16 protein-coding genes are annotated in these 21,505 nt (G+C 70.5%); 5 read left to right on the forward strand and 11 right to left on the reverse strand.

What is annotated here, in order from left to right:
• Window positions 1–2 precede the first annotated feature (2 nt).
• Window positions 3–644 (forward strand): isochorismatase family protein, encoded by a 642-nt coding sequence (locus ACIQPR_RS25580; protein WP_403652346.1) that lies wholly within the window; start codon window positions 3–5, stop codon window positions 642–644.
• A 9-nt stretch (window positions 645–653) separates the two neighbouring features.
• Here the strand turns inward: ACIQPR_RS25580 and ACIQPR_RS25585 are convergent, their stop codons facing one another.
• A complete protein-coding gene (locus tag ACIQPR_RS25585; protein WP_403652349.1) occupies window positions 654–2,672 on the reverse strand; it encodes an ATP-binding protein in 2,019 nt (672 codons plus the stop codon).
• A 228-nt stretch (window positions 2,673–2,900) separates the two neighbouring features.
• Window positions 2,901–3,395, reverse strand: a complete 495-nt coding sequence (locus ACIQPR_RS25590; protein WP_403652352.1) for a peptidylprolyl isomerase — start codon at window positions 3,393–3,395, stop codon at window positions 2,901–2,903.
• Window positions 3,396–3,689: 294 nt separating this feature from the next.
• Between ACIQPR_RS25590 and ACIQPR_RS25595 the strand changes: the two genes are divergently transcribed.
• Window positions 3,690–5,009, forward strand: a complete 1,320-nt coding sequence (locus ACIQPR_RS25595; RefSeq protein ID WP_403652355.1) for a DEAD/DEAH box helicase — start codon at window positions 3,690–3,692, stop codon at window positions 5,007–5,009.
• 46 nt (window positions 5,010–5,055) lie between these two features.
• Here ACIQPR_RS25595 and ACIQPR_RS25600 read toward each other — a convergent pair whose 3' ends face one another.
• Window positions 5,056–5,457 (reverse strand): hypothetical protein, encoded by a 402-nt coding sequence (locus ACIQPR_RS25600; RefSeq protein WP_403652358.1) that lies wholly within the window; start codon window positions 5,455–5,457, stop codon window positions 5,056–5,058.
• Window positions 5,458–5,617: 160 nt separating this feature from the next.
• On the opposite strand from ACIQPR_RS25600, the gene ACIQPR_RS25605 reads away from it, so the two are divergent.
• Window positions 5,618–7,606, forward strand: a complete 1,989-nt coding sequence (locus ACIQPR_RS25605) for a hypothetical protein (protein WP_403652361.1) — start codon at window positions 5,618–5,620, stop codon at window positions 7,604–7,606.
• 21 nt (window positions 7,607–7,627) lie between these two features.
• Here ACIQPR_RS25605 and ACIQPR_RS25610 read toward each other — a convergent pair whose 3' ends face one another.
• Window positions 7,628–8,647 carry a LacI family DNA-binding transcriptional regulator gene (locus tag ACIQPR_RS25610; protein WP_403652364.1) on the reverse strand — a complete coding sequence of 340 codons (1,020 nt, stop codon included), beginning with the start codon at window positions 8,645–8,647 and terminating at the stop codon, window positions 7,628–7,630.
• A gap of 251 nt (window positions 8,648–8,898) precedes the next feature.
• Here ACIQPR_RS25610 and ACIQPR_RS25615 point away from each other — a divergent pair, with 251 nt between their 5' ends.
• On the forward strand, window positions 8,899–9,477 hold the full coding sequence (locus ACIQPR_RS25615; RefSeq protein WP_403652367.1) for a cysteine dioxygenase: 579 nt from the start codon (window positions 8,899–8,901) through the stop codon (window positions 9,475–9,477).
• Between the two features lie 18 nt (window positions 9,478–9,495).
• Here ACIQPR_RS25615 and ACIQPR_RS25620 read toward each other — a convergent pair whose 3' ends face one another.
• From ACIQPR_RS25620 to ACIQPR_RS25650, 7 genes are all read right to left on the reverse strand, one after another.
• Window positions 9,496–11,358, reverse strand: a complete 1,863-nt coding sequence (locus tag ACIQPR_RS25620; protein ID WP_403652697.1) for a glycoside hydrolase family 5 protein — start codon at window positions 11,356–11,358, stop codon at window positions 9,496–9,498.
• A 262-nt stretch (window positions 11,359–11,620) separates the two neighbouring features.
• Window positions 11,621–12,454, reverse strand: coding sequence for a PIG-L family deacetylase (locus tag ACIQPR_RS25625; protein ID WP_403652370.1), 834 nt, complete (start codon window positions 12,452–12,454; stop codon window positions 11,621–11,623).
• Between the two features lie 155 nt (window positions 12,455–12,609).
• Window positions 12,610–13,482 carry a hypothetical protein gene (locus tag ACIQPR_RS25630; protein WP_403652373.1) on the reverse strand — a complete coding sequence of 291 codons (873 nt, stop codon included), beginning with the start codon at window positions 13,480–13,482 and terminating at the stop codon, window positions 12,610–12,612.
• A 101-nt stretch (window positions 13,483–13,583) separates the two neighbouring features.
• Window positions 13,584–16,382, reverse strand: a complete 2,799-nt coding sequence (locus ACIQPR_RS25635) for a LamG-like jellyroll fold domain-containing protein (RefSeq protein ID WP_403652376.1) — start codon at window positions 16,380–16,382, stop codon at window positions 13,584–13,586.
• A 131-nt stretch (window positions 16,383–16,513) separates the two neighbouring features.
• Window positions 16,514–17,347: a carbohydrate ABC transporter permease gene (locus ACIQPR_RS25640; protein ID WP_403652378.1), complete on the reverse strand. Its 834-nt coding sequence runs from the start codon at window positions 17,345–17,347 to the stop codon at window positions 16,514–16,516.
• The gene (locus ACIQPR_RS25645; RefSeq protein ID WP_403652381.1) at window positions 17,347–18,318 is read right to left on the reverse strand and encodes a carbohydrate ABC transporter permease; all 972 of its coding nucleotides are present in this window, start codon (window positions 18,316–18,318) and stop codon (window positions 17,347–17,349) included. Before ACIQPR_RS25645 ends, ACIQPR_RS25640 begins: the two co-directional genes overlap by 1 nt.
• A gap of 7 nt (window positions 18,319–18,325) precedes the next feature.
• On the reverse strand, window positions 18,326–19,618 hold the full coding sequence (locus tag ACIQPR_RS25650; RefSeq protein ID WP_403652384.1) for an ABC transporter substrate-binding protein: 1,293 nt from the start codon (window positions 19,616–19,618) through the stop codon (window positions 18,326–18,328).
• 844 nt (window positions 19,619–20,462) lie between these two features.
• On the opposite strand from ACIQPR_RS25650, the gene ACIQPR_RS25655 reads away from it, so the two are divergent.
• Window positions 20,463–21,503, forward strand: a complete 1,041-nt coding sequence (locus ACIQPR_RS25655; protein WP_403652386.1) for a LacI family DNA-binding transcriptional regulator — start codon at window positions 20,463–20,465, stop codon at window positions 21,501–21,503.
• Window positions 21,504–21,505: the final 2 nt, after the last annotated feature.

A 21,505-nucleotide genomic window follows, 5' to 3' on the forward strand; every position in this document is an offset into this window, starting at 1 on the left:
CCATGCCCCGTCGTTCCCAGCAGGAGGACTACGAGCGCGCCGGCCTCGACGGGCGGCTCAGCCCCGGCACCTCCCCGGCACTGCTCCTGGTGGACCCCGCCCGCGCCTACGTCGACCCGGACTGTCCGCTGTACGCGGGCGTCGAAGCGTCGGTCGACGCGATGCGGACCCTGCTGGCCGACGCGCGCCGGGCCGGGATCCCGGTCGTCGTGACCCGGGTGCTGCTGAGAGCGGACGGCAGCGACGGAGGCATCTTCTTACGCAAGGTGCCGAGCCTGCGCGTGTTCGCCGAGGACAGCCCCTACGGCGACTTCATCGAAGGCCTGGCACCGGCACCCGGCGAACTGACCATCACGAAGCAGCGCCCGAGCGCCTTCTTCGACACCGGGCTGGCCGACCACCTCACCGCCGCCCGGGTCGACACGGTCCTCATCGGCGGACTCTCCACCAGCGGCTGCGTCCGCGCCACCGCCCTCGACGCCATGCAGCACGGATTCGTCCCGATCGTGGCCGAGGAAGCGGTCGGCGACCGGGACCCCGACATCCACGCGGCGAATCTCTTCGACATCGCCCACAAGATCGGCGAGGTCTGGCCGCTCGGGCGGGTGCGGGAGTACCTGGGGCCGTTCGGAACACCTCAGTGAGTTCGGCCCTCAGGACGCGAGCGGTCCCTGCATCACGAGGGCGAGGCCGTGTTCGGCGTCGTCGTTGAGGGCGGTGTGGAAGGCGCTGTCGTAGGCGTCGTCGCCGACCGCCTTGCGGGCCTGGAGTTCCCATTCCTCGCGGACGGCGGACAGTTCGGGGGTGCCGTGGTTCGGGTGGCCGAGCATGCGCCAGAAGGTGTTGCCCGTACCGGACGTGCGCGCTGCCGCGATGCCGTTGCCCTGTACCGCGTTGGCCCCGGTGAGGAGGTCGAGGGCGAGGGCGATGCCGAGATTGTCGTTCAGGTTGTGTTTGCTGGTGAGCATCGCCCGGGCATGGAGTTCGGCGTCGTGCGCGCGACCCTGGAGGAGGTCTATGAAGGCCAGCTGGTGGAACGCGTACGACCGCGCCCAGTGCTCGCCGTAGCGCACGCTGAGCCGGCGCAGGGCGACGGCCGCCTCGTAGGCCTCGGAGAGTCGGCCCAGCGCGGAGTGGGCGAAGGTGCGGATCACCATGCAGCACAGTTGCGGCGCGCCCGTGGGCGGCGACTGGCCGTGGGTGATCAGGGCGTGGTCGCACACCTCGTAGGCGTCCTGCGGGCGGCCGGCCATGAGGTGGGTGAGGCCTACGGTGTGGGCGGCGAAGAGTTCGGACTGCGGGTCGTCGTCCTGGTGCGCGGCGGCGGTGCACTCCTCGCCGACGAGCAGGGCGCTGCGGTGGTCGCCCTGGAGGGTGAGGGTGATGCCCAGGGCCCACAGGGCCCGGGTGCGGGAGGGGCCCTTCGGCGTGTCGAGGGCCAGGGCGCGTTCGAGGTAGTCGCGGGATTCGTGGAGGTGCCCGCAGCAGGGCCAGAACAGGCCGGTGCGGCCGGCCATCTCCACGGCGGACTCGGGGTCCGTCTCGATGAGGTGGTCGAGTGCCGCGCGTACGTCGCTGTGGGTCGCCGAGATCCGCGCGTACCAGGCGACCTGCTGTTCACTGAGCCAGCCCGCCTCGGCCTCCTCCAGCATGGTGGCGAAGTGCGCGGCGTGCAGCCGGGTCTGCGTCTGCTGCTCGCCGAGTTCGGCGAGCCACATGGCGCCGTACTCGCAGAGCGTGTCCAGCATGCGGTAGCGGACGCCCACCTGTTGGAGCACGGACTGGTCGGCCAGCCGGTCCAGGAGCCGGGGGACGGCGTCGGCGTCCAGCGGACCGCCGGCGCACACGGACTGCGCGTCCGCCGCGTCGAAGGGGCCGCGGAAGACGGACAGCCTGGCCCACAGCAGGCGTTCCAAGGGGGAGCACAGTTCGTGGCTCCAGCCGATCGCCGTACGCAGGGCCCGGTGGCGCCGGGGCCACACGGTCTCGTCGACGAGCGTGTCGAGGCGTGAGGCGAGGCGCTCGGCGATCTCGCCGAGGCTGTTCTCCCGCAGCCGCGCACAGGCCAGTTCGACGGCGAGCGGGATGCCCTCCAGGCGGTGGCAGATGGCGGCGACGGTCTCGGCCGAGCCGGGGGAGTCGAGGGACACCTCCGGGGCGGCCGTGGCACAGCGCTCGCGGAACAGACGTACGGCGTCGCTCGCACCGCCGTCGACGGTCGAGAGCGGGGCCACCTCGACGAGGTGCTCACCCCGGACGCCGACGGGCCGCCTGCTGGTCGCCATGACCGTCAACCCCGGTGCGGAGGCGAGGAGTTCGCTCATCAGCAGAAGGCAGGCGGGCAGGACGCGCTCGCAGCAGTCGAAGACGAGCAGCACCTGCCGGCCGGACAGCCACTCGCACAGCGCCTCGACGGGAGCGCGCGGATTGTGGTCCAGGAGATCGACGGCGTCGCACACGGTGGCGGTGAACAGCCGGTCGTCGTAGAGGTTCGACAGGTCGATCCACCAGGCCCCGTCGGCGTACCGGTCCCGGACCTGTTCCGCGACGCGCAGGGCCAGGCGGCTCTTGCCCACGCCTCCGCCCCCGGTGAGGGTGACCGACCGATGCTGCGTCAACGCCGTTCTGACCGCGTCGAGTTCGCTTGCGCGGCCGACGAAGCTGGTCGTCACGACGGGGAGGTTGCCTACCACGGTCCCATCCTGCACGGCCCGAGCGCGGCGCCAAACCCTCTCGCGCGAAACGGTCAGAGGTGATCGGACTTGGTAACTGTTCGGTCGGTCAGTTCCGGCGGTTCCTGGCGGTCCACGTCGCACGCCGCCCGCGACGCGCGGAAACAGCCCGGGCCCCGGGGACAGTGATCGTCCCCGGGGCCCGGTCGCCTGGACAGCGGGTCCGGCTCAGGCCTCGACGACGCCCGACGCGGCGATCTCGATCTTCGCCTTGGTGGCGCCCGACTGCGAGCCCAGGGACTCGATCTTGTCGATGATCTCCTGGCCCTCGACGGCCTCGCCGAAGACGACGTGCTTGCCGTCGAGCCACGAGGTGACGACGGTCGTGACGAAGAACTGCGAGCCGTTGGTGTTGCGGCCGGCGTTCGCCATCGACAGCAGGTACGGGCGGTCGTGCTTCAGGTCGAAGTTCTCGTCCGCGAACTTCTCGCCGTAGATGCTCTTGCCGCCGGTGCCGTTGTGGTTGGTGAAGTCACCGCCCTGGAGCATGAACTGCGGGATGACGCGGTGGAAGCCGGAGCCCGCGTAGCCGAAGCCGTTCTGTCCCGTGGCCAGCTCGCGGAAGTTCCGGGCGGTCTTCGGGACGACCTCGTCGAAGAGGTTGAAGACGATGCGGCCTGCGGGGGCGCCGTCGATGGTGATGTCGAAGTAGACGTTGCTCATAATAAATTCTGTCACTTTCGGTGTGATGCACACTGCCCGGCGCAGCCGTGTGCCGAACGCCGGACCGTTACTTCAGATAGCCCTGACGACAGAACTCTATCCACAGACCCGCAGAGCCGACTTCCTCACGGTCGGTACCGGCGGCGTGTACCACGAGTACCGCGCGGGCCGGTGGAGCGGCGGGTGCCGTGGACGGCCGCTGATAAAGTGGACGGACGCTTCGAGATCGCCGGGGCCCGTACCGAGGGGTGCGGGCCCCGGCGCGTTGCGGGCATCGATCCGAGGAAGGCTCCCATGAACGCGTCGCCGCCGGCCGAATCCTTCGCGACCCTCGGACTGCCGCCCGAACTGGTCGTGACGCTCACGGAACGCGGTGTGACGGAGCCCTTCCCGATCCAGGCGGCGACACTGCCCGACGCGCTCGCCGGCCACGATGTGCTGGGCCGGGCACGCACCGGTTCCGGCAAGACCCTGGCCTTCGGACTGCCGCTCCTCGTACGGACCGCGGGCCTGCGCGCGGAGTCGAAGAGCCCGCTCGCGCTGGTCCTGGTGCCGACCCGGGAACTCGCCCAGCAGGTGCACGACGCGCTCGTACCGTACGCGGAGACCTTGGGCGTGCGGCTGGCGACGGTGGTCGGCGGCCTGTCGATCAACCGGCAGTCGGCGCTGCTGCGCACCGGTGCCGAGGTGGTCGTCGCGACGCCGGGACGGCTCGCCGACCTGGTGTCCCGCCGCGACTGCCGGCTGGACCAGGTGCGGATCACGGTGCTGGACGAGGCGGATCAGATGTGCGACCTGGGGTTCCTGCCCCAGGTGTCGGACATCCTGGACCAGGTCCGCCCCGACGGGCAGCGGCTGCTGTTCTCGGCCACCCTCGACCGCGACGTCGAGCGGCTGGTCCAGGACCACCTGCACGACCCCGTGCTCGCCTCGGTCGACCACACGGCGGGCTCGGTCGCGACGATGGAACACCATGTGCTGAACGTCCACGGCGCCGACAAGTACGCCACGGCGACCGAGATCGCCGCCAGGGACGGCCGGGTCCTGATGTTCCTGGACACCAAGGCCGGGGTGGACCAGTTCACCCGCCACCTGCGGGCCGCCGGAGTACGGGCGGCGGCCCTGCACAGCGGGAAGTCGCAGCCCCAACGCACGCACACCCTCGCCCAGTTCAAGGACGGCGAGGTCACCGTGCTGGTGGCCACCAACGTCGCCGCTCGCGGCATCCACATCGACGCGCTCGACCTCGTCGTCAACGTCGACCCGCCCGCCGACGCCAAGGACTACCTGCACCGGGGCGGTCGTACGGCACGCGCCGGGGAGTCCGGGAAGGTGGTCACCCTCGTCACGGCCGGCCAGCGGCGCGAGGTGAACCGCCTGATGTCCGAGGCCGGCATCCGGCCGACCGTCACCCAGGTGCGCTCCGGCGAGGAGAAGCTGACGGCCATCACCGGGGCCAAGCGCGCGCCGGCGGGCACGAAGCCCACCGGCAACGCCCCCTTCCGCGGCATCGGCACCCGTCCGGGCCGCCCGGCCAAGGAGTCCCGCAAGGCCGCCGAGGCCCGCAAGACGGCCGAAGCCCGCGCGGCGGCCCGGGTGCGCAAGGGCCGCTGACCCGCCTGCTCGTCGGCGGCTGCCCGCCCGGCCACGGGTCTCGCGATCAGGCGCCCCCGACGACTCCCGGGGTGACGAAGCGCCGATGCAGCGGTCGGAAATCACTCTCCGGCCCACCGGTGATGCCGGCCTTCTCCACGGCGGGAGCCAGCCGTTCGGCGAAGAAGGTCTGGAAGGCCTGCTCGGAGTCCCACACGTCGGTGACATTGAGTGCCTCGTCGTCGAACCAGGCCACGTGCACCTGCGAGCCCGCGGGGGCCGCCTCCTCCCAGCCCACGGTGTCCCGAACGGTGTCGTACTGCTCGGGGGTCACACCCGTCCAGCGCATGAACATCACCACAGCCAATGTCCGCTCCTCGCTCGTGTCGTGCGCGCCCTGCCGGCGGCGCCCGGCCATCGTCCTGCGGGCCAGGTCCCGGGCGAAGAGCGCACAGAGGTGCGCCGCCACCGGGGTTCACTCCGCACGCCCGGTGGAGCGGCGTCCGGACGCCCGTGCGAATGTGCGCGCGGATGTCCACTTCGGCGGCAGGAAACGGTGACCTGTCCGGGATTCACTCGTTTGACGCAACGACACCTCGCCGCGTCCCCTCCCGGAAAGCGCCCGATCCATGCATCTTCGCTCGCTCCGCCCCTCCGCCGGTGGTGTCAGGTCTCGGGTTCGGGAGGCCGAGTCCGTACTCGTCGAGCAGTACGGCGACCTGGTCCGTCTGGCGCATCTCGTCCTGCCGGACTCACTCGGCCGACACCGGCGCGTACTCGTGGCGCACGCCCTCGTCCAGCGCGCGCTGCGCCGCGCGGGCACCACACGCTCCGCGCCCGCCGTCCCCGCGCCGCGCGGCGAGTCCCGCGCCGGGGACTCCGTCGAGCGCCTTCTCCTGGCCGAGGTGCTGCGCGCCGCCCTGGCACACGGGCGGCGCCCGCGCCTGTGGCCCGCGCGGTTCGCCCACCCCGTGGCGCTGTGGCCCCGGCTGCCGCTGGTGGTCGGGCTGCGGCTGTTCCCGCGTTCGGGCGGGGCGGACGAACTCGCCCTGGCGCGACGGCTGTCCGCGGCCCCGCCCGCGGCCCGCGCCGCCTTCCTCCTGCGGACCGTCCACGGCCTGCCCACCGACGCCGTCCACGACCTGCTCACGGCGGCGGACGCACCCGACCCGGACGCCGCCCTGCGCACCGCGGACCTCCTGGAGGAGACCTCACGCAGATCCCCCGCCGCGCTGCTCGCCTCCCAGGAGTTCGACGCCTGCGCCCTCCAGGCCGGCCCCACCGACCTGCTGCGCCGCGCCCGCCGGACCCGCCTGCTCCTCGGAGCCGCCGCGATCGGACTGGTCACCGTCGTGACCCTGACCGTGACCGGCGACGGCACCACACACCGACCGGACACCGGGACCGGGACACCGGCCGGGCACGCCGTGCCGCGTACGGCGGACCTGGTGCGCACGGCCGCCGGGCTGTGGGACAACACCTCCCGCGTCGACTTCACCGCCTGGCCCACCCGAGGCATCCGCGCCCACGACCAGGACCTCCTGACCCGCGCGCTCACCGCGTGGACGCACCCGCAGGCCACCACCCGCCTCCGGCTCGCCCCCGCCACGACCGCGACCCCGCCGACGACCGCACCGCAACTGCTGTACGCCGGAGACGTCGACGACCGCGAGGTGGTGCTCTTCTACGACGGACAGCGCCTCGCCCGGTACAGCGAGACCCGATCGGCGGCCCAGGACGCGGAGTTGAGCCTCGCCCGCGTCGACGACGCCGACGTCACCACGGCGGCGGCCGTCTCCCTCACCCCGGCCGGCGACGGCACCGCCCGCTACCTGCTCGCCCCCTGGGTCGCCGAGGCACAGACCCGCGACCTGCTGCGCCCCGACGTCCTCGCCCGCCCGCTGCACGTCTCCAAGGACGGCGTCACCGACCCGGTACCGACCGTGCCGACGACAGCGGGCTGCGCCGAAAGGCCGGTCCTCCAACTGCGTTCCTCGCCGCGCATCGCCGAACACCACGCGTTCCTGCTCGCCCCGCTCGGCGGCCTGTCCCCGGTCCACCTCACCTACACGCCGCTGCCCGGACACGGCACACCGCCCGCCCGCCAGCCCCGCGAGGCCACCGGCCCCCAGGCCCTGCTCGCCTGGGCCCACCAGGCCTGCGCGCTGCGGCCGTCGAGCGACACCGGCGTACGGGCCGTCAACAACTGGGACTTCGCCGAACAGGACCTGCCCGACGGAGGCGGCCACGCCGTGTGGACCTGCGCCCGCGCCGACACCTGGCGCGGCCCCGGCGACGTGACGATCTCCTTCCGCACCAGCCGCTACGCGCCCGCCGCACCGGCCCGGACGATCACCTCGGCCCGCGCGACCGCGGCGTGCAGCCGGTTCGGCCAGCACGTGGTGGCCGCGAGCGGCTGGCGCTCCCCGAACGGCCACTGGTACGCGCTGGCCGCCGGCAGCCGCGCCGTCACGAGCCTCACGGTGAGCGGAGACGTCAAGGCCACCGAGCGGTCGCGCACCCTCGCCGTGCCCGCGCCCCGCGACCCGCGGATCACCGTGCGGGCCCGCCTCGCCACCGGCGAAGGGCTGGACGAGGTCGGCACTCCCGGAACCTGAGTCCTTCGCGGCTCCGCTGACCTACCTGCCGCGCGCGTTCCTCGGCGGCGCCACCGACCCGCGTGGCTTCGCCGCCGGAGGCAGGACTTTGCGACGGCTGAGCCTGTTCTCGTCGATCGCCTTCACCGTCCGCTTGACCACCAGGTCCACCAGCAGATCGGCCGGCCACCGGTAGCTGGACAGGGGCGGGGTCAGCAGCCGTGACAGCGGGTGGTCGTCGAAGCCCATGACCGAGACGTCGTCGGGCACGTCGAGTCCCAGCTCACGGGCCCCGGCGTAGACCCCGTAGGCCATCGAGTCGGCCAGGCACAGGAAGGCGGTCGGGGGATTCGCCGAGACCAGGACGGTCCGCGCCACGGCGGTGGCACCGTCCAGGTCGTGCGGGGAGGGGTGGAGCGTGACGTCCAGCCCGAGACTCCGCGCGACCCGATGGGCGACCACCTCGGCGGGGCGGTCGGGAGTGGTGGGCCGGCTCGGAGTCAGCACGGCGATCCGGCGGTGACCGCAGTCGACGAGCCGGTGGAAGGCGTCGGTGACCCCGGCCTCGTTGTCGAAGACGACCTCCGCCGCCGTGGCCGCGCCCGGCAGCCCGTCGCCGATGGACGTCAGGACCGTCCGTCGGGCGACCTCCTTCCAGTGCGCGGCGGCCGGGTCGACCGGCAGCACGATCAGCGCGTCCACCCGCTGGTCGGCCAGTTGGGAGGCCAGCGTCGCCTCAAGTTCGGGATCGTTGGAGGCGTCGACGATCAGGGCGTGCCGGCCGACGCCGAGAAACCTGCGGCCCAGGGCGGCGGCGAGATCCTGCTGCCAGACGTCGGCGAGCGACCCACACAGCACCCCGACATACCCGGTACGACCGGAGGCGAGGGCGCGGGCGATCGGATCCGCCTGGTAGCCGAGCCGGTCGGCCACCTCGCGCACGCGTCGCTGGGTCTCGGGCGGCACCTGAAGCCCGCGGAGCGCGTACGACACCGCGGCGGCGGAGAGCCCGGTCTCCTCCGCGATGTCGCGCAGGGTGATCCGCCGCGGCTGTTTTGGCACCCCGTCAGTGTAACGACTCCATGAAACGACTCCATGGACTGACGAGCCGCTGCCACCGGCCCCGGCGGAGCGGCCCGCCGCGCATTGACACCGGCTCGGCTTAAGCGCTTCACTGGAACGCATCACTGAACCGCTTAACCAGACGCTGCCACGTGCGACCGCGACGCGACCGGCCTTCACCAACACCGAGGTCAGGAAGCCCACTTCAGTGTGTCCGGATGTCCACGCCACCCGCCCGGAGGAGTACGACCATGACCGCGCCGCTGCCGTCCCCCGACCTCGACACCGCCGCCGCCCGCGACGCCGAGCCGTGGCACCGCGTGCGGGCGGCCGTCACGCTCGACGCGCTACCGGGCCGCGACCTCGACAAGCGGGAACTGCTGGAACTGGCCTCGTCGATCGCCGCGGACCCCGACAGCTGGCGTGAGCACGTGGCCTACGACGACGACAACCGCCACTACGTCTCGCTGTACCGGGACGACCACGTCGACGTCTGGGTGCTCTGCTGGACACCGCGGAACGACACCGGCTGGCACGACCACGACGTCTCGTCCGGCGCGGTGGCGGTGGCCGAGGGAGCCCTCGTCGAACACAACCTGGCCGTCGGCGTGCCCAGCCTGGCGACCGAGGTACCGGCCGGGCAGGTCTTCTGCTTCGGCCCGGACCACATCCACCGCCTCACCGGGCGCGACCCCGGCAGCGTGTCGATCCACACCTACTCGCCACCGCTGTGGCGCATGGGCCAGTACACCGTCTCCCGCAACGGGATCCTGCGCCGCACCTCTGTCTCCTACGCCGACGAACTACGCCCGTTGGACGACATGGTCTGACCGGTCCGACCACGCGGTTCAGCCCGCGAGGCGGCGGCACAACAGGGCCGCGGGCCCCGGCGAACTGCCGACGCGAGTGGTGTACGCGATGCCCGCCGCGTACTCGTCGGGCCCGCACTGGCCCTTGTAGTCGCCGACGGCGAAGTCACCGGCGTCGGACCCGGCGGGCCGGTTGTCGGAGCGGTCGAACCACACCGTACGGCCCGTGCCCGCCAGGGCGGTGCCGGCCGGCGCGCACAGGGCCGCCGATGTCCGCGTGCCCCGGTGGCTGTAGCCGATGAGGAACTGCCCCTGGGGACACTGGAGTTTGGTGTAGCCGGAGGCCCAGTCGCCGCCCGAGGGGACGTTGCGCTCGTCGGTGACGACCGTCTGGGCGCCGTTCGCCGCGCGCAGGTCGCCCGCCGTGACGTCCGTGCACAGGCCTCGGCCCGAGGTGTGCCCGAGGCCGATCAGACGCAGGCCGTCCGGGCAGGCCGCCTTGGAGGCTCCCGAGTCCCAGTCGCCCGTGGCGCGCACCCGGAGCGACTGGACGTAGTCGCCGTGGTCGGTGTCGAGCATCTGCCAGGCGGGGACCGGGGCGACCGGACCGCTGAGGGAGGGGGCGGACATCAGCCGCTGCCACCCGGCGGTGCGCCAGTCCGTGTCGTCCAGCAGACCGTGCCGGGTGCCGTCCGTGTCGTAGCGGAGCAATGCCCAGTCGTCGTGACCCTGCCAGCCGACCAGGGGCCAGTACGCGAAGTCGGCGTCGTGGTCGGCGAAGTAGTCGGTGATGTTGCCGAACCAGGCGCGTGCCGCCGTGCCCGTCTCGCCCGCTCCGATGCCGAACTCGCTGATCCACACCGGGGCGGTGTAGTGCTTGCCGTCGTCCTGGGAGACGAAGAACGCCTCGTCGTACAGCGCCTGGAACAGGTTGTCGCGGCTGAGGTCCTGGTAGCGGGGATCACTGGTCTCGCCGATGCCGGTGGCACCGCTGTGGTGGGGGCCGGTGTAGCCGTAGAAGTGGGCCGAGTAGACGAGTTTGTGGGTGGCCACCAGGGTGTGCGACAGCGTGCGGGCGGGGGTGAGGAGGGGGCGGCCGTGGGCGAAGCCGTCGACGGGGATGCCGGTCCAGTTGATGCCCTCGATGACGATGAGCAGGTTCGGGTCGGCCTCGGTGAGGATGCGGTCGGCGGCGAGTTGGGCCGCGGCGTACCAGTCGTGGGCGTCGCCGCCGCCCCAGTTGGGGTCGTCCCAGACGTCACGGCGCACCTCGTTGTAGAGGTCGGCTCCCACCACGCGCGGATCGGCGGCGTAGCGGCGGGCCATGAACACCCAGTCGTCCGCCCACTGTTGGGTCGACTGGCTGCTGTTCCACCGCTCGTTGCCGTCGACCCCGCAGCACCAACGGGAGGTGTTGGTGTGGTTGTTCAGGATCACGGCGAAGTCGGCCGAGGTCAGCGCGGAGACCACGGCGTCGAACACTTCGAGCGGAGTCCGGCCGCGCAACTGCGGGTTGGCCGCCACGGCGGCGTCCGGTACGGCGGCGGTGTCGTGGATCATCGCGTTGGAGAACGGGAGCCGGATGCTGTTGATGCCCAACTCGTGGAAGTCCGCCATCAGTTGGGTCAGGGGCACCCGGTCGAGGCCCAGCGGGATGCCGTGGGAGTTCTGCCCGGCGTGGTGGTTGGCGCTGTCGTCCTCACTGCCGCTGCCGGTCCAAGAACCCTGGGCGCCGTCCCAGTTGGCCGACTTGAGCCGGAAGCGGTCGCCGTTCGCGTCGACGATGTAGCGCCCGCGCGTGGACAGGGGCGGCTGCCAGGAACCTCCGGCGGTGGTCGCGGCGGGGGTCGTCGCAGCCGCTGTGGCCACTCCCGCGGAGGGGAACATCAGTGAGGCGCCCATGATGAGCACTAGTGACAGGTACCGGACAACTCTGGTCACGCAACACCCTCCGAACCCGAACCTGGACCCGTACCCGCACCGGCGGACGGCGGCGCTCTCGACCACCCGCGGCAGCCGCCCGGCGGACACTACAGGTGGCCTGCGGACCCGTCGACGGACAAAGCGCGCACTCGGTCAAGAGCGTCGGCCGAAACCGCTGTCTTCGTCCGGCCGGGAGGCGTGCGGGACCATCGCGCGCCTCCCGGCCGGGCCGAGGGGAGGGTCAGCGGAGTCCGGCGAAGAGGTCGTTCTCCGGTACCGGCGCCCCGGTCGTGTCCTGGACGCGGACGAAGGTCTCGATGCCCATCAGCTCACCGAACCGCTCCTTGCCCATCTTGAGGAAGAAGATGTTGTCGCCCTGACTGGCGTGCGCGGCCAGCGAGTCGAACTTCTGGCCGCTGAACGCGGTGGTGTCCACCCAGGTGCTGATCTCGTCGTCGGGGAGCCCCAACTCGGCCATCTCGGCGGCCTCGGCGGGATCCGGCTCCGGCATGTCCGGGTGCAACTCCCGCATGACCTCACCGAACCGGCCCATCATCGAGCGGGGCATCGTGGTCCAGTACACCTTCGGCGTCAGGTCGGTCAGCGCCACGGCCGCCATCGTGACGCGATGGGCCTGGATGTGGTCGGGATGGCCGTAGAAGCCGTTCTCGTCATAGGTGACGACCACATCGGGCCGGTAGTGCCGCATGAGGTCCGCGAGCCGGGCCGCGGCTTCCGGCACGGGGGTCTGCCAGAAGGCTCCGGGGGCGTCGTTGCCGGGCCAGCCCATCATCCCGGAGTCGGCGTAGTCGAGCAGTTCCAGATCGCTGATCTTCAGGACCTCGCAGCTCGCTTCGAGCTCCTGGCGGCGCATGAGGGCGACGGCCGCCGGATCGTGGCCCGGATCGCCCGGCTTGACGCCTCCCGGTCCGTCACCGCAACTGCCGTCGGTACAGGTCACCAGAACCGTGCGGATGCCTTCCGCCGCACAGCGCGCGAGGACTCCTCCGGTCGAGGTGGCCTCGTCGTCGGGGTGGGCGTGCACCGCCATCAGCGTCAAGGGCCGGTCGGTCATGAGAAGTCCTCCAACGGGAAAGAAGTACGTCGCGGTCCACAGAGCGTGGCAGGTTTACAACCGCGCCGACCGGACCCGATGTTCCCGACGCGGCCGTCCGGCCCTCGGATCGACGCGACTGCCCTGGGATTCCGGGACCGGAGAACCGCGGGTCCTCAGGCTCGGTCCACGGGAACCGCCGCCAGTACGGAGGCCGCCACCTTCACCTTCGCGGTCCGTACGAGGTCCGCCAGCATGGCCTGGTACTGATCGCTGACATAGGCCTGCGCGACCTGTTTGCGGGCCTCGGCGAAGGTGAGGGTCCGGACGCCGGTGCCACGGGTGGTGGAGCTCGTGTGGTGTCCGAGCTGGAACTCGCTTTTGTGGGCCGTGTAGTAGGCGCGCAGCGCGCTGTCCGGGGTCTTGATGACACCGGTCCGGGACAGCTTCTCGGCGAGGTCGAAGTCGATGTTGCCGAGGATGTACGTGAAGTAGTTCGGCTCGGTGTACTGCACGGGTCCGTAGATGACCTGGTGGGCGGCGACCGCCTTCTCCCGGCGGGCGTTCTCCGAGCGCCAGCCGGCCAGGAAGGCGGCGTACGAGGAGTCGGCGAGCAGGCCGTAGCGCTGGGCGAGCCGCAGCCGGACGGTGGCTTCGGTGACGTCGGCCAGGGCGTGCTTCTTGAGGTAGGCGGCGGGGGTCTGGCCGTTGTGGGAGGTGGTCCAGAAGGCCGGGCCGTCGGCGGCGCCGTACTTCTGCTGGAAGTGGCTGAAGGTGGCCGCCCGCTCCTGGGCGAGGTATAGGTTCAACTCCCTTACGGGGACGGCCTGTCCGTCGATCGTGGCGACCGTGGCCGTGAGCGCGGGAGCCGGTGCCGGTCTCGGGGTGTCGCGTGCGGCCGTCAGCAGGGAGACGGCGGTGACCAGTGCCGCGAGGGCCAGTGCGGAGGCGGCGAGCAGCCGCCACGGCAACAGCCGTCGTCCCGGGCGGGTCGGCGCCGGCCTCGGGCGGGTCGCGGGCCTGTGTGTCTGGCGGACCTTCGTGCTCATGCCCGGCTCCTCCAAGTCGCCATGGGCGGTCGGCGGAGTCCGGCCCGGCGTGTGGGCCGGGCCGGACTCCGCCACCTGTCGCGGTGCTCGTGACTCAGCCGTCAGCCGGCGGCGAGCTCCGAGATCTCGGTGGTGGTCAGGGCTCGCTGGTAGAAGTGGACGTCGTCGATGTAGCCGTTGGTGAAGTCCACCTCACCGGTGTTCCACCAGGCGCTGCCGATCTGCGTGGCGCCGACCGCCTTCCAGGCCGAGGAGAACGAAGTGCTCGACTGGAGCGTGCCGTTGACGTACAGGCTGATGGTGCCGGCGCTCGCGTCGTACACGCCGGTGACGTGGTACCACGTGCCGGTGGACGCCGAGGAGGTGGCGACCACCTGGGTGTAGGCCGCCGTCGTCGAGTCACTGGCGCGCTCGGTGAACGCGAACTTGCCGCCGGTGAGTTGCAGGTAGAAGGGGCTGATGGTGGAGCCGTTGACGCTCGCGACGGTCTGGTTGCCGCTGACGCTGTTCAGCTTGACCCAGGCCGCCACCGAGTAGCTGGCGCTGGTGTCGATCACGGTCGCGGGGATGGTGACCTGGCTGGCGGTGTTGCCGGACAGGCTCACCGAGTTGCCCCCCACCTTGCCGCTGCCGGTCCAGGCCGAGTCGCCGACGAGACCGCCGGGGGCGTTGAGCCCCATGAAGTTGGCGGTGCTCGCGCCGCTGCCCTCGTCCAGCTCGTAGTAGGCGGTCGGCACGGTCGCCAGGGCGACGGCCTCCTGGCCCGTGATCGCCTTGGAGTACATGCGCACGTCGTCGATCGCGCCGTTGGTGAAGTCGACGTTGGCGCCGTTCCATTTGCCGCGGCCGATCTCCGTGTCCCCGGTGGCCTTCCAGGCCGAGGAGAACGAAGTGGAGCCCTGGAGAACGCCGTTGACGTACAGCTTGATCGTGCCGGCGCTCGCGTCGTACACCCCGGCCACGTGGTACCACGTGCCGGTGGACGCCGACGACGTGGCCAGCACCTGGGTGTAGGCCGCGGACGTCGAGTCGGCGGCGCGGACCGTGAACGCCAGCTTGCCGCCGGTGAGTTGGAGGTAGAAGGGGCTGATGGTGGAGCCGTCGACGCTGGCGAAGGTCTGGTTGCCGCTGACGCTGTTCAGCTTGACCCAGGCCGCCACCGAGTAACTGGTGCTGGTGTCGATCGCCGTGGTGGGCACGTCGACGTAGCTCGTACTGCCGCCGGTCAGACTGACCGCGTAGGAACCGACCTTGCCGGTGGTCCACGACGCCCCGGCTTGCAGGGTCGCGGTGTTGGCGTGGTTGGTGGCGTCCGCGGATGTCGTTCCGGTGCCCTCCTCGAAGGGCCAGACCGCGCCGTAGCTCTGCGTGGTCGAGGCGCCGCTGCCGTTGTAGGCGCCGATGTTGGGCGCGGCGGTCGAGGAGACGGTGTTGCCGAAGAAGTCGGAGCCGCCGTTGCTCGCGATCAGGGTGCCGGCGCCGATGACCGGTGAGGTGGACTTCACCTTGTAGGCGACCGCCGTGCCGATGCCCGTGCCCGCGCCGCCGGGGGCGATGAACTGCGGGTCGGTGGTGATCGCGGAGGAGTCCGTCGGCTGGGTGCTGTCGTGTCTGCCGTAGAAGTCGTTGTGCGTCCAGGTGCCGGAGGAGGAGTAACTGCCGCCGGAACCCTGGTTGTCGATGATGTTGTTGGAGAAGGTGACGTTGTTGCCGGCCGCCGTGGTGTTGGTGACGGCGCCGTTGTCACCCGGTCCCATGTAGATGGTGTTGTTGTACACCTTCGTGGTGCCGCTGGAGGCGATGCCCTCCAGGGTCGGCAGGACCGCTCCCATCGCGCCGTCGTTCTGGCTGATGTTGTAGCGGACCACCGAGTTCGTGGCGCCGAACGTGCTGGAGCAGCAGTACTCCTGGAACCCGAACGGGTTGTCGTGGCTGTAGTTGTACTGGATGACCACGCCGTTGTTGTCGTGGTCGATGTCGAACGCCTCGCCGTCCCACAGGGCACGCCACTGACGGGAGACCTCGTTGTTCTGCCAGACACCGCCGTTGTTGAGCGCCATCCAGTAGCCCGCGCCCGAGTAGCGGTAACCGCTGTTGGTGGTGGTGTTGTTCTGCACCACGGGGGAGTCGCAGTAGACGCACACCACGTCGTTGCCGCCGAGGTCGGACATCGTGTTGTTCTGGATGACTACGTTGGTGGTGACGATGGAGTGCCCGGTGCCGTTGAGCGAGCCGATGTAGATACCGCCCGCGTCGTCACTGGTCAGGGTGTTGCCCTGGATCAGCAGGTCGTTCCAGCCGTTGGTGGTGTACGAGTCGCTGAGGTTCGCGGCGATGCCCGACGACGTGCTGGGCTGCGGGCCGCTCTTTGACCAGTAGCCCTTCACGTTGTGGATGTTGTTGTTGAGGATGTGGATCCCGTTGAGGATGCCGCTGGTGTCGTTCTGGATCTGGATGCCGCTGCGCAGCGCGGCGCTCGTGGTGGTGTTGGTGATCTCCAGGTTCTGGATCGTCCAGTACTGCTGGTTGTCCAGGTAGACGGCGGCCGAGGCGCCCCCGCCCGCGATGATCGGGGCCGAGCCGGTGCCGTAGCTGGAGACGACGATCTGGCTGCCGCTGGAGCCGGAGCCCTGCGGTGCCAGTTCGCCGGTCCAGGAGCCGCCGGCCTGGAAGAGGATCTGGTTGCCTGCCGTGAACGTGGTGGCGTTGACGTTCGTCAGGGTCTTCCACGGAGTGCTCGAACTGCATCCGTCGTTGCTGTCGCTGCCTGCGGACGAGGAGACGTAGTACGTGGTGCAGGTCGTCGCCGCGTGCGCCTCGGTGGTGGGTACGATCGCGAGGCCCACGGCGGCTGCCGCGCTCGCTGCCGCCGCCAGGAGGCGGTGTCGCCATCTTCGCATTGCGTTCCTCTTCGAACGTGAGCGGATGTGTGAGGTGGTGCAGACCGGTGGTCACGGCACGCGAAACCGGGCAGGTGGGAGCGCGCGGTGGCCACCGGCCGATCAGGGGAGGGAGGGCCTCGGAACCGGGTTCAGCCCTTGACGGCGCCGCTGAGCAGGCCGGACATGATGTGCCGCTGCACGGCGAGGAAGAAGACCACCATCGGGATCAGTGCCATCACGCTGAGCGTCAGGAAGGCCGGCCAGTCGACCTGGAACTGGCCCACCGAGGTGTAGACCTCCAGCACGATCGTGCTCTTGGCGGGATCGCTCAGGTACACGTTGGGCGTGAAGAAGTCGTTCCAGATCCACATGGTCTGGAAGACCGCGACCGTCACCAGGATCGGCCGGATCAGAGGCAGCACGATCCGCCAGAAGATCAGCCAGGGGCCGCAGCCGTCGATACGGGCGGCCTCGATGATCTCGAAGGGCAGAGTGGCCATGTACCCCTGGATGATGAACCAGCAGAAGATCGAGCCCGCGCTGTAGACCAGCACCAGTCCGTTCAGGCTGTCCACCAGACCGAGGTGGACGAAGAGTTGGTAGACGGGGATCAGGGTGGACTGGGTGGGGATCACGAAGGCGATCAGCAGCAGTCTGCCGAAGCGCCTGTTGAACCGTGTGGGCCGCATCATCAGCGCGTAGGCGGCCATCGCCCCGATCAGCACCATCAGGGCCACCGAGACGACGGTGACATAGGCCGTGTTGGCGAAGGCGGCGGCCACCGGGACCTGGTCCAGGACGCGCCGGTAGCTGGAGAAGTCCGGCGAGGTGGGCAGCCCGAGTGGGGAGGCAGCCGTCTGCTCCTGCGTCTTGAGGGTGTTGACCAGGACGTAGTAGAAGGGCAGCGCCATCGCCGCGGACAGCGGGAGCATGTACGCGCTGGTCGGCCAGCCGCGCCGGCGCAGCCACGGGAGTACGGCCATCAGCGGAACCTCCTCTCCAGCCGCCGGGTCGCGGCCAGCTGGACGGTCAGCACGGTGGCGACCGCGAGCAGGAAGAGCAGGCTCAGGGCGGCGCCGAGGCCGTAGTTCCCCTCGCTCACACCGCGCTGCACGAGCACCTGGGTAAGGGTGTAGGTGGAGTATCCGGGTCCGCCCTTGGTGAGCGTGAACGGCAGGTCGTAGACCCGCAGGCCGTTGATGAGCAGCAGGAACTGACTGACCGTCATGGCCGGTGCGAGCAGCGGCAGGGTGATGCGGAAGAACTGCTGGCGGGGGGTGGCCCCGTCGATGGTGGCGGCCTCGTAGTAGTCCCTCGGAACGGACTGGAGATAGGCGAGATAGAGCACGGCGTGCCAGCCGACCTGCGCCCACACACCGACGAGGATCACCGAGACCTTGGCCAGGTCGTTGTCCGACAGCCACGGCACCGGGCCGACGCCGAACAGGTGCCCCAGCACCGAGTTGATCACCCCGGAGGACAGCGGGGACAGCACGAACGTCCACACCAGGCCGAGGATCGCCATGCTCGGTACGGCCGGGAAGAAGAACGCCGCGCGGACCAGGTTCCGGCCCGGGAAGCGGCGGTTGAGCACGGTCGCGAGCGGGATCGCCAGCACGGTCACGACGACGGTGGTGGCGACGGCGTACAGCAGGGTGAAGCCCAGGCCATCCAGCATCATGGGGTCGGTGAAGATCGCCCGGTAGTTGGCCAGCCCGATCCAGTGCCGGTGCGGGGAGAAGCCGCTGTAGTCGGTGAAGCTGTAGTACACCGACTCGGCCAGCGGCACCAGGAACAGCACCACCAGCACGACGGCGATCGGCAGCAGGAAGGCCTGGGTGACCAGCCGCTCGCGCATTCCGCGGCTGGTGGCGGGCGGGCGGGCCGGGCGCGCGGCGGGTGCCGCGGCTGCGGCGCGCGCCTCGCTCCGGAGGCCGGAAGTCTCGGTCGCCATGGTGCTGTTACTTCCCGTCGAGCTGCTTGAGCTTCTTGTCCAGAAGTGCCGGGATGTCCTGCGGCTTGATCTTGCCCTGCACCATGGTCTGCATCCGGGCGTTGAGCTCCGCGCTCAGCTCGCTGGAGTGCCGGGGCCAGGCCACGACCGGCAGGTAGATCTTGCCCGAACGGGCCCCGGCCGCCTGGTTGGTCAGCCCCGCGGCGACGGTCGGTGTGTAGTCGCTGGTGGTGGTGATGGCCCCACTGGAGGCGCCGTACGCCTTGACGCCGGTCGCGCTCGCCATGAACTCCAGGAACTTCAGGGCCGTTTCGGGGTTCTTGGCCTTGGCGTTGACGGCGTAGCCGGGGCTGGCCGCGCCGGTCCAGTAGGTGGTGCCCGTCTTCAGTCCGGGGATCGCCTCGGTCTCGAAGGACAGGTCCGGGGCGCTCTTCTGGACGGACGGGACGTTCCAGGTGCCCGCGCCGAACATCGCGACCCGGCCGGCCGCGAACTCGCTGACGACCTGGTCGCCGGTCAGGCCCAGGATGCTCTTGGGCGTGAGGCTGTCGGTGTAGAGCTTGCTGTACGCGACGAGGGGCTCGGTCCAGGTGTCGGCGAAGGTGGTCTTGCCGTCGAAGATGTCCTGGTCCGGGAAGCTGCCCTGGTCGGCGAAGTAGCCGCCGAGCAGCCCCCACAGGGACATGAAGTTCCCTTCCTGGACGGTGTCGTAGTACGGCGTGATCCCCTTGTCCTTGAGCTTGCGGCACAGGGCGAGGAACCCGGTCCAGCTGTCCGGGAGTTCGGTGGCGCCGACCCTGGCGAGCAGTGCCTTGTTGTACATGATGCCGCCGGCCCAGGAGGAGATGGACAGGCCGTAGACCTTGCCGTCGACCGTCATGAAGTCCCGGTTGGCCGAGTTCATGGTCTTCAGGAAGCTCTGACCGGACAGGTCCTTGACGAAGCCGCCGCCCACGGCCTGCTTGTCCTCGGCGGTGAGGATGAAGACGTCGGCCGCCGTCCTGGCCTGGAGACGGGTGGTGAGGGTGGAGACGTACTGCGGGACCGGCGGCGCGTAGGAGAAGGAGACGCCGAGGCCGGTCTCCTTGGTGAAGGCGCTGAGCACCGGCTTCATGACCGCCTGGGTGTCCCAGGAGAAGAAGGACACCGAGCCCTTGCCGGAGCCGGCCGTCGCCGTGCTGGTGGAGCAGCCGGTGGTGGCGAGCGCGCTGCCGCCCAGGAGCGCGGCGAGCGCGCTGCCCTGGACGAAACGGCGTCTGCTGAGGTGGGCGGGGCCGGCGCCGGCGCTGTCGACGGACATGGCTTCCTCCTGAAAGGACGTGAGTAAGAGGGGGAGGTGACGAGGGGGTGGCGTGGTTCGGGGCAGCGATACGGCGTCGGGGACGGGGGCGTCCCGGCCGAGTGACGGCACCTGCTCGGCCCGGTGGCTGTCGAGGGTCGGTCGGGCGGGGTGGCTGGAGCCGAGGACGCGGCCGTCGCGGGCCGGGGAGCCGTCGCCCCTGTCCGTCCGGCGCGGTGCGGGATCTGCCGCTCGTCGCCGTCCCGCCGGTTCGGTACGCCTCGGACACGACTGACGTACAGGTGGAACACACCGTCGGGTGTGCGCGGGATCTCCGGCGCCCGGCAGGTGTCGACACCCGGTCCGGACGCCAGGCTGTCCGGCGTTCCGCAGTGGAGCCGGACCCGTCCGTCCGGACTGGTGGCGACCCCGAGGGCGAGAGCGGAGAAGCGGTCATGCGGTGACCCTTCTCTACCGGCCGCTGCCGGCTCTCGGGGAAGCGGCATCAGCATGTCCGGCTAGTACATCGTCGTCAATACCCTTGTGTCGGCATTCTTTCTCGCGGGTTTCACGAAGAGATGGGCGATGTGGCTGTCGAGCCCTCGATTTGCCCAGTTCGCGGCGGAAGTACGGGGTCGCAGACCGCAAGAACGGCGATGACGGACCGGATTCTCCGGATGCCCGCCACGACAGGAGTCGTTGACAACGTTGAATCTGCGATGCGATGCTCACGCCGTCCCGGACCCCATCCAGACGAGGAGTCGCCACCGTGCCTCACCGCAACGGCCCCGGCCACCTGCCCAGTGCCGCGGGCGAACGTGCCACGCCGTGCCACCCGGCCCAGGACGGAGCATAGAGTTCTGCCATGTCCACGATGCATGACGTGGCCCAGCGGGCTGGGGTGTCCCTCAAGACGGTGTCCCGGGTGGTCAACGAGGAGCCCAGTGTCAGCGAGCGGACCCGGCAGCGAGTCACCGCGGCCATAGTCGAACTGGACTTCCGTCCCAACGCGGTCGCCCGCAACCTGCGCACCGGCCGGACCGGCCTGGTCGGACTGGCGCTGCCCCGGCTGACCCAGCCGTACTACTCCACGCTCGCCGAAGCGATCATGCGCGAGGCCGAACGCCATGAACTGACCGTGCTGATCGAACTCACCGACGGAGACGCCGAGGCCGAACTCGCGCTCGCCCGCGAACACGGGCCCCACCTGGGCGGGTTGCTGATGTGCCCGCTGGGCCTGTCGGACGCGCAGGCCCGGACCGTCGCCCACACCGTCCCGACGGTCTTCATGGCGGAACGGGCCTACGACGCCCCGGTCGACCGCGTCGCCATGGCCAACCGGGAGGGTCTGCGGGCCCTGGTCGCCCACATGGTCTCGCTGGGATACACCCGGATCGCGGTACTCGGCGCCGACCACTCCGGCCGGCCGGACCAGGCCGCCGCCCATCTGCGCCTGGACGGCTACCGGGACGGGTTGCGTGACGCCGACCTGCCGTACCTGCCCGAACTGGTCCACGAGGTGGCCACCTCCGACTGGAACCGTGAGGCGGGCGCGGCCGGGGTGCGGCTGCTGATCGAGCGGGGCATCCGCTTCGACGCCGTGGTGGCCTTCTCCGACTCCCTGGCGCTGGGCGCCCTGCACGCCGTACAGGAGGCGGGGCTGAGAATCCCCGCCCAGGTGGCCGTCGCGGGCTTCGACAACATCGACGACGCCCGCTACTCGTATCCGGCACTCACCTCGATCGGTCCGGGCACGGCGCAGATCGCCCGTGAGGCGCTGACCCTGCTGATCGACCGGATGAACAACACGGCCACCGCGGACACGGGCCGGCTGATCGTCGCCGACTTCGAACTGACGGTCCGTGAATCGACGTTGGGAGGGATGTCGGCATGGGGCGGGGCGTGACG

The sequence above is a fragment of the Streptomyces sp. NPDC091280 genome, from assembly GCF_044768565.1.
Classification (GTDB): Bacteria; Actinomycetota; Actinomycetes; order Streptomycetales; family Streptomycetaceae; genus Streptomyces.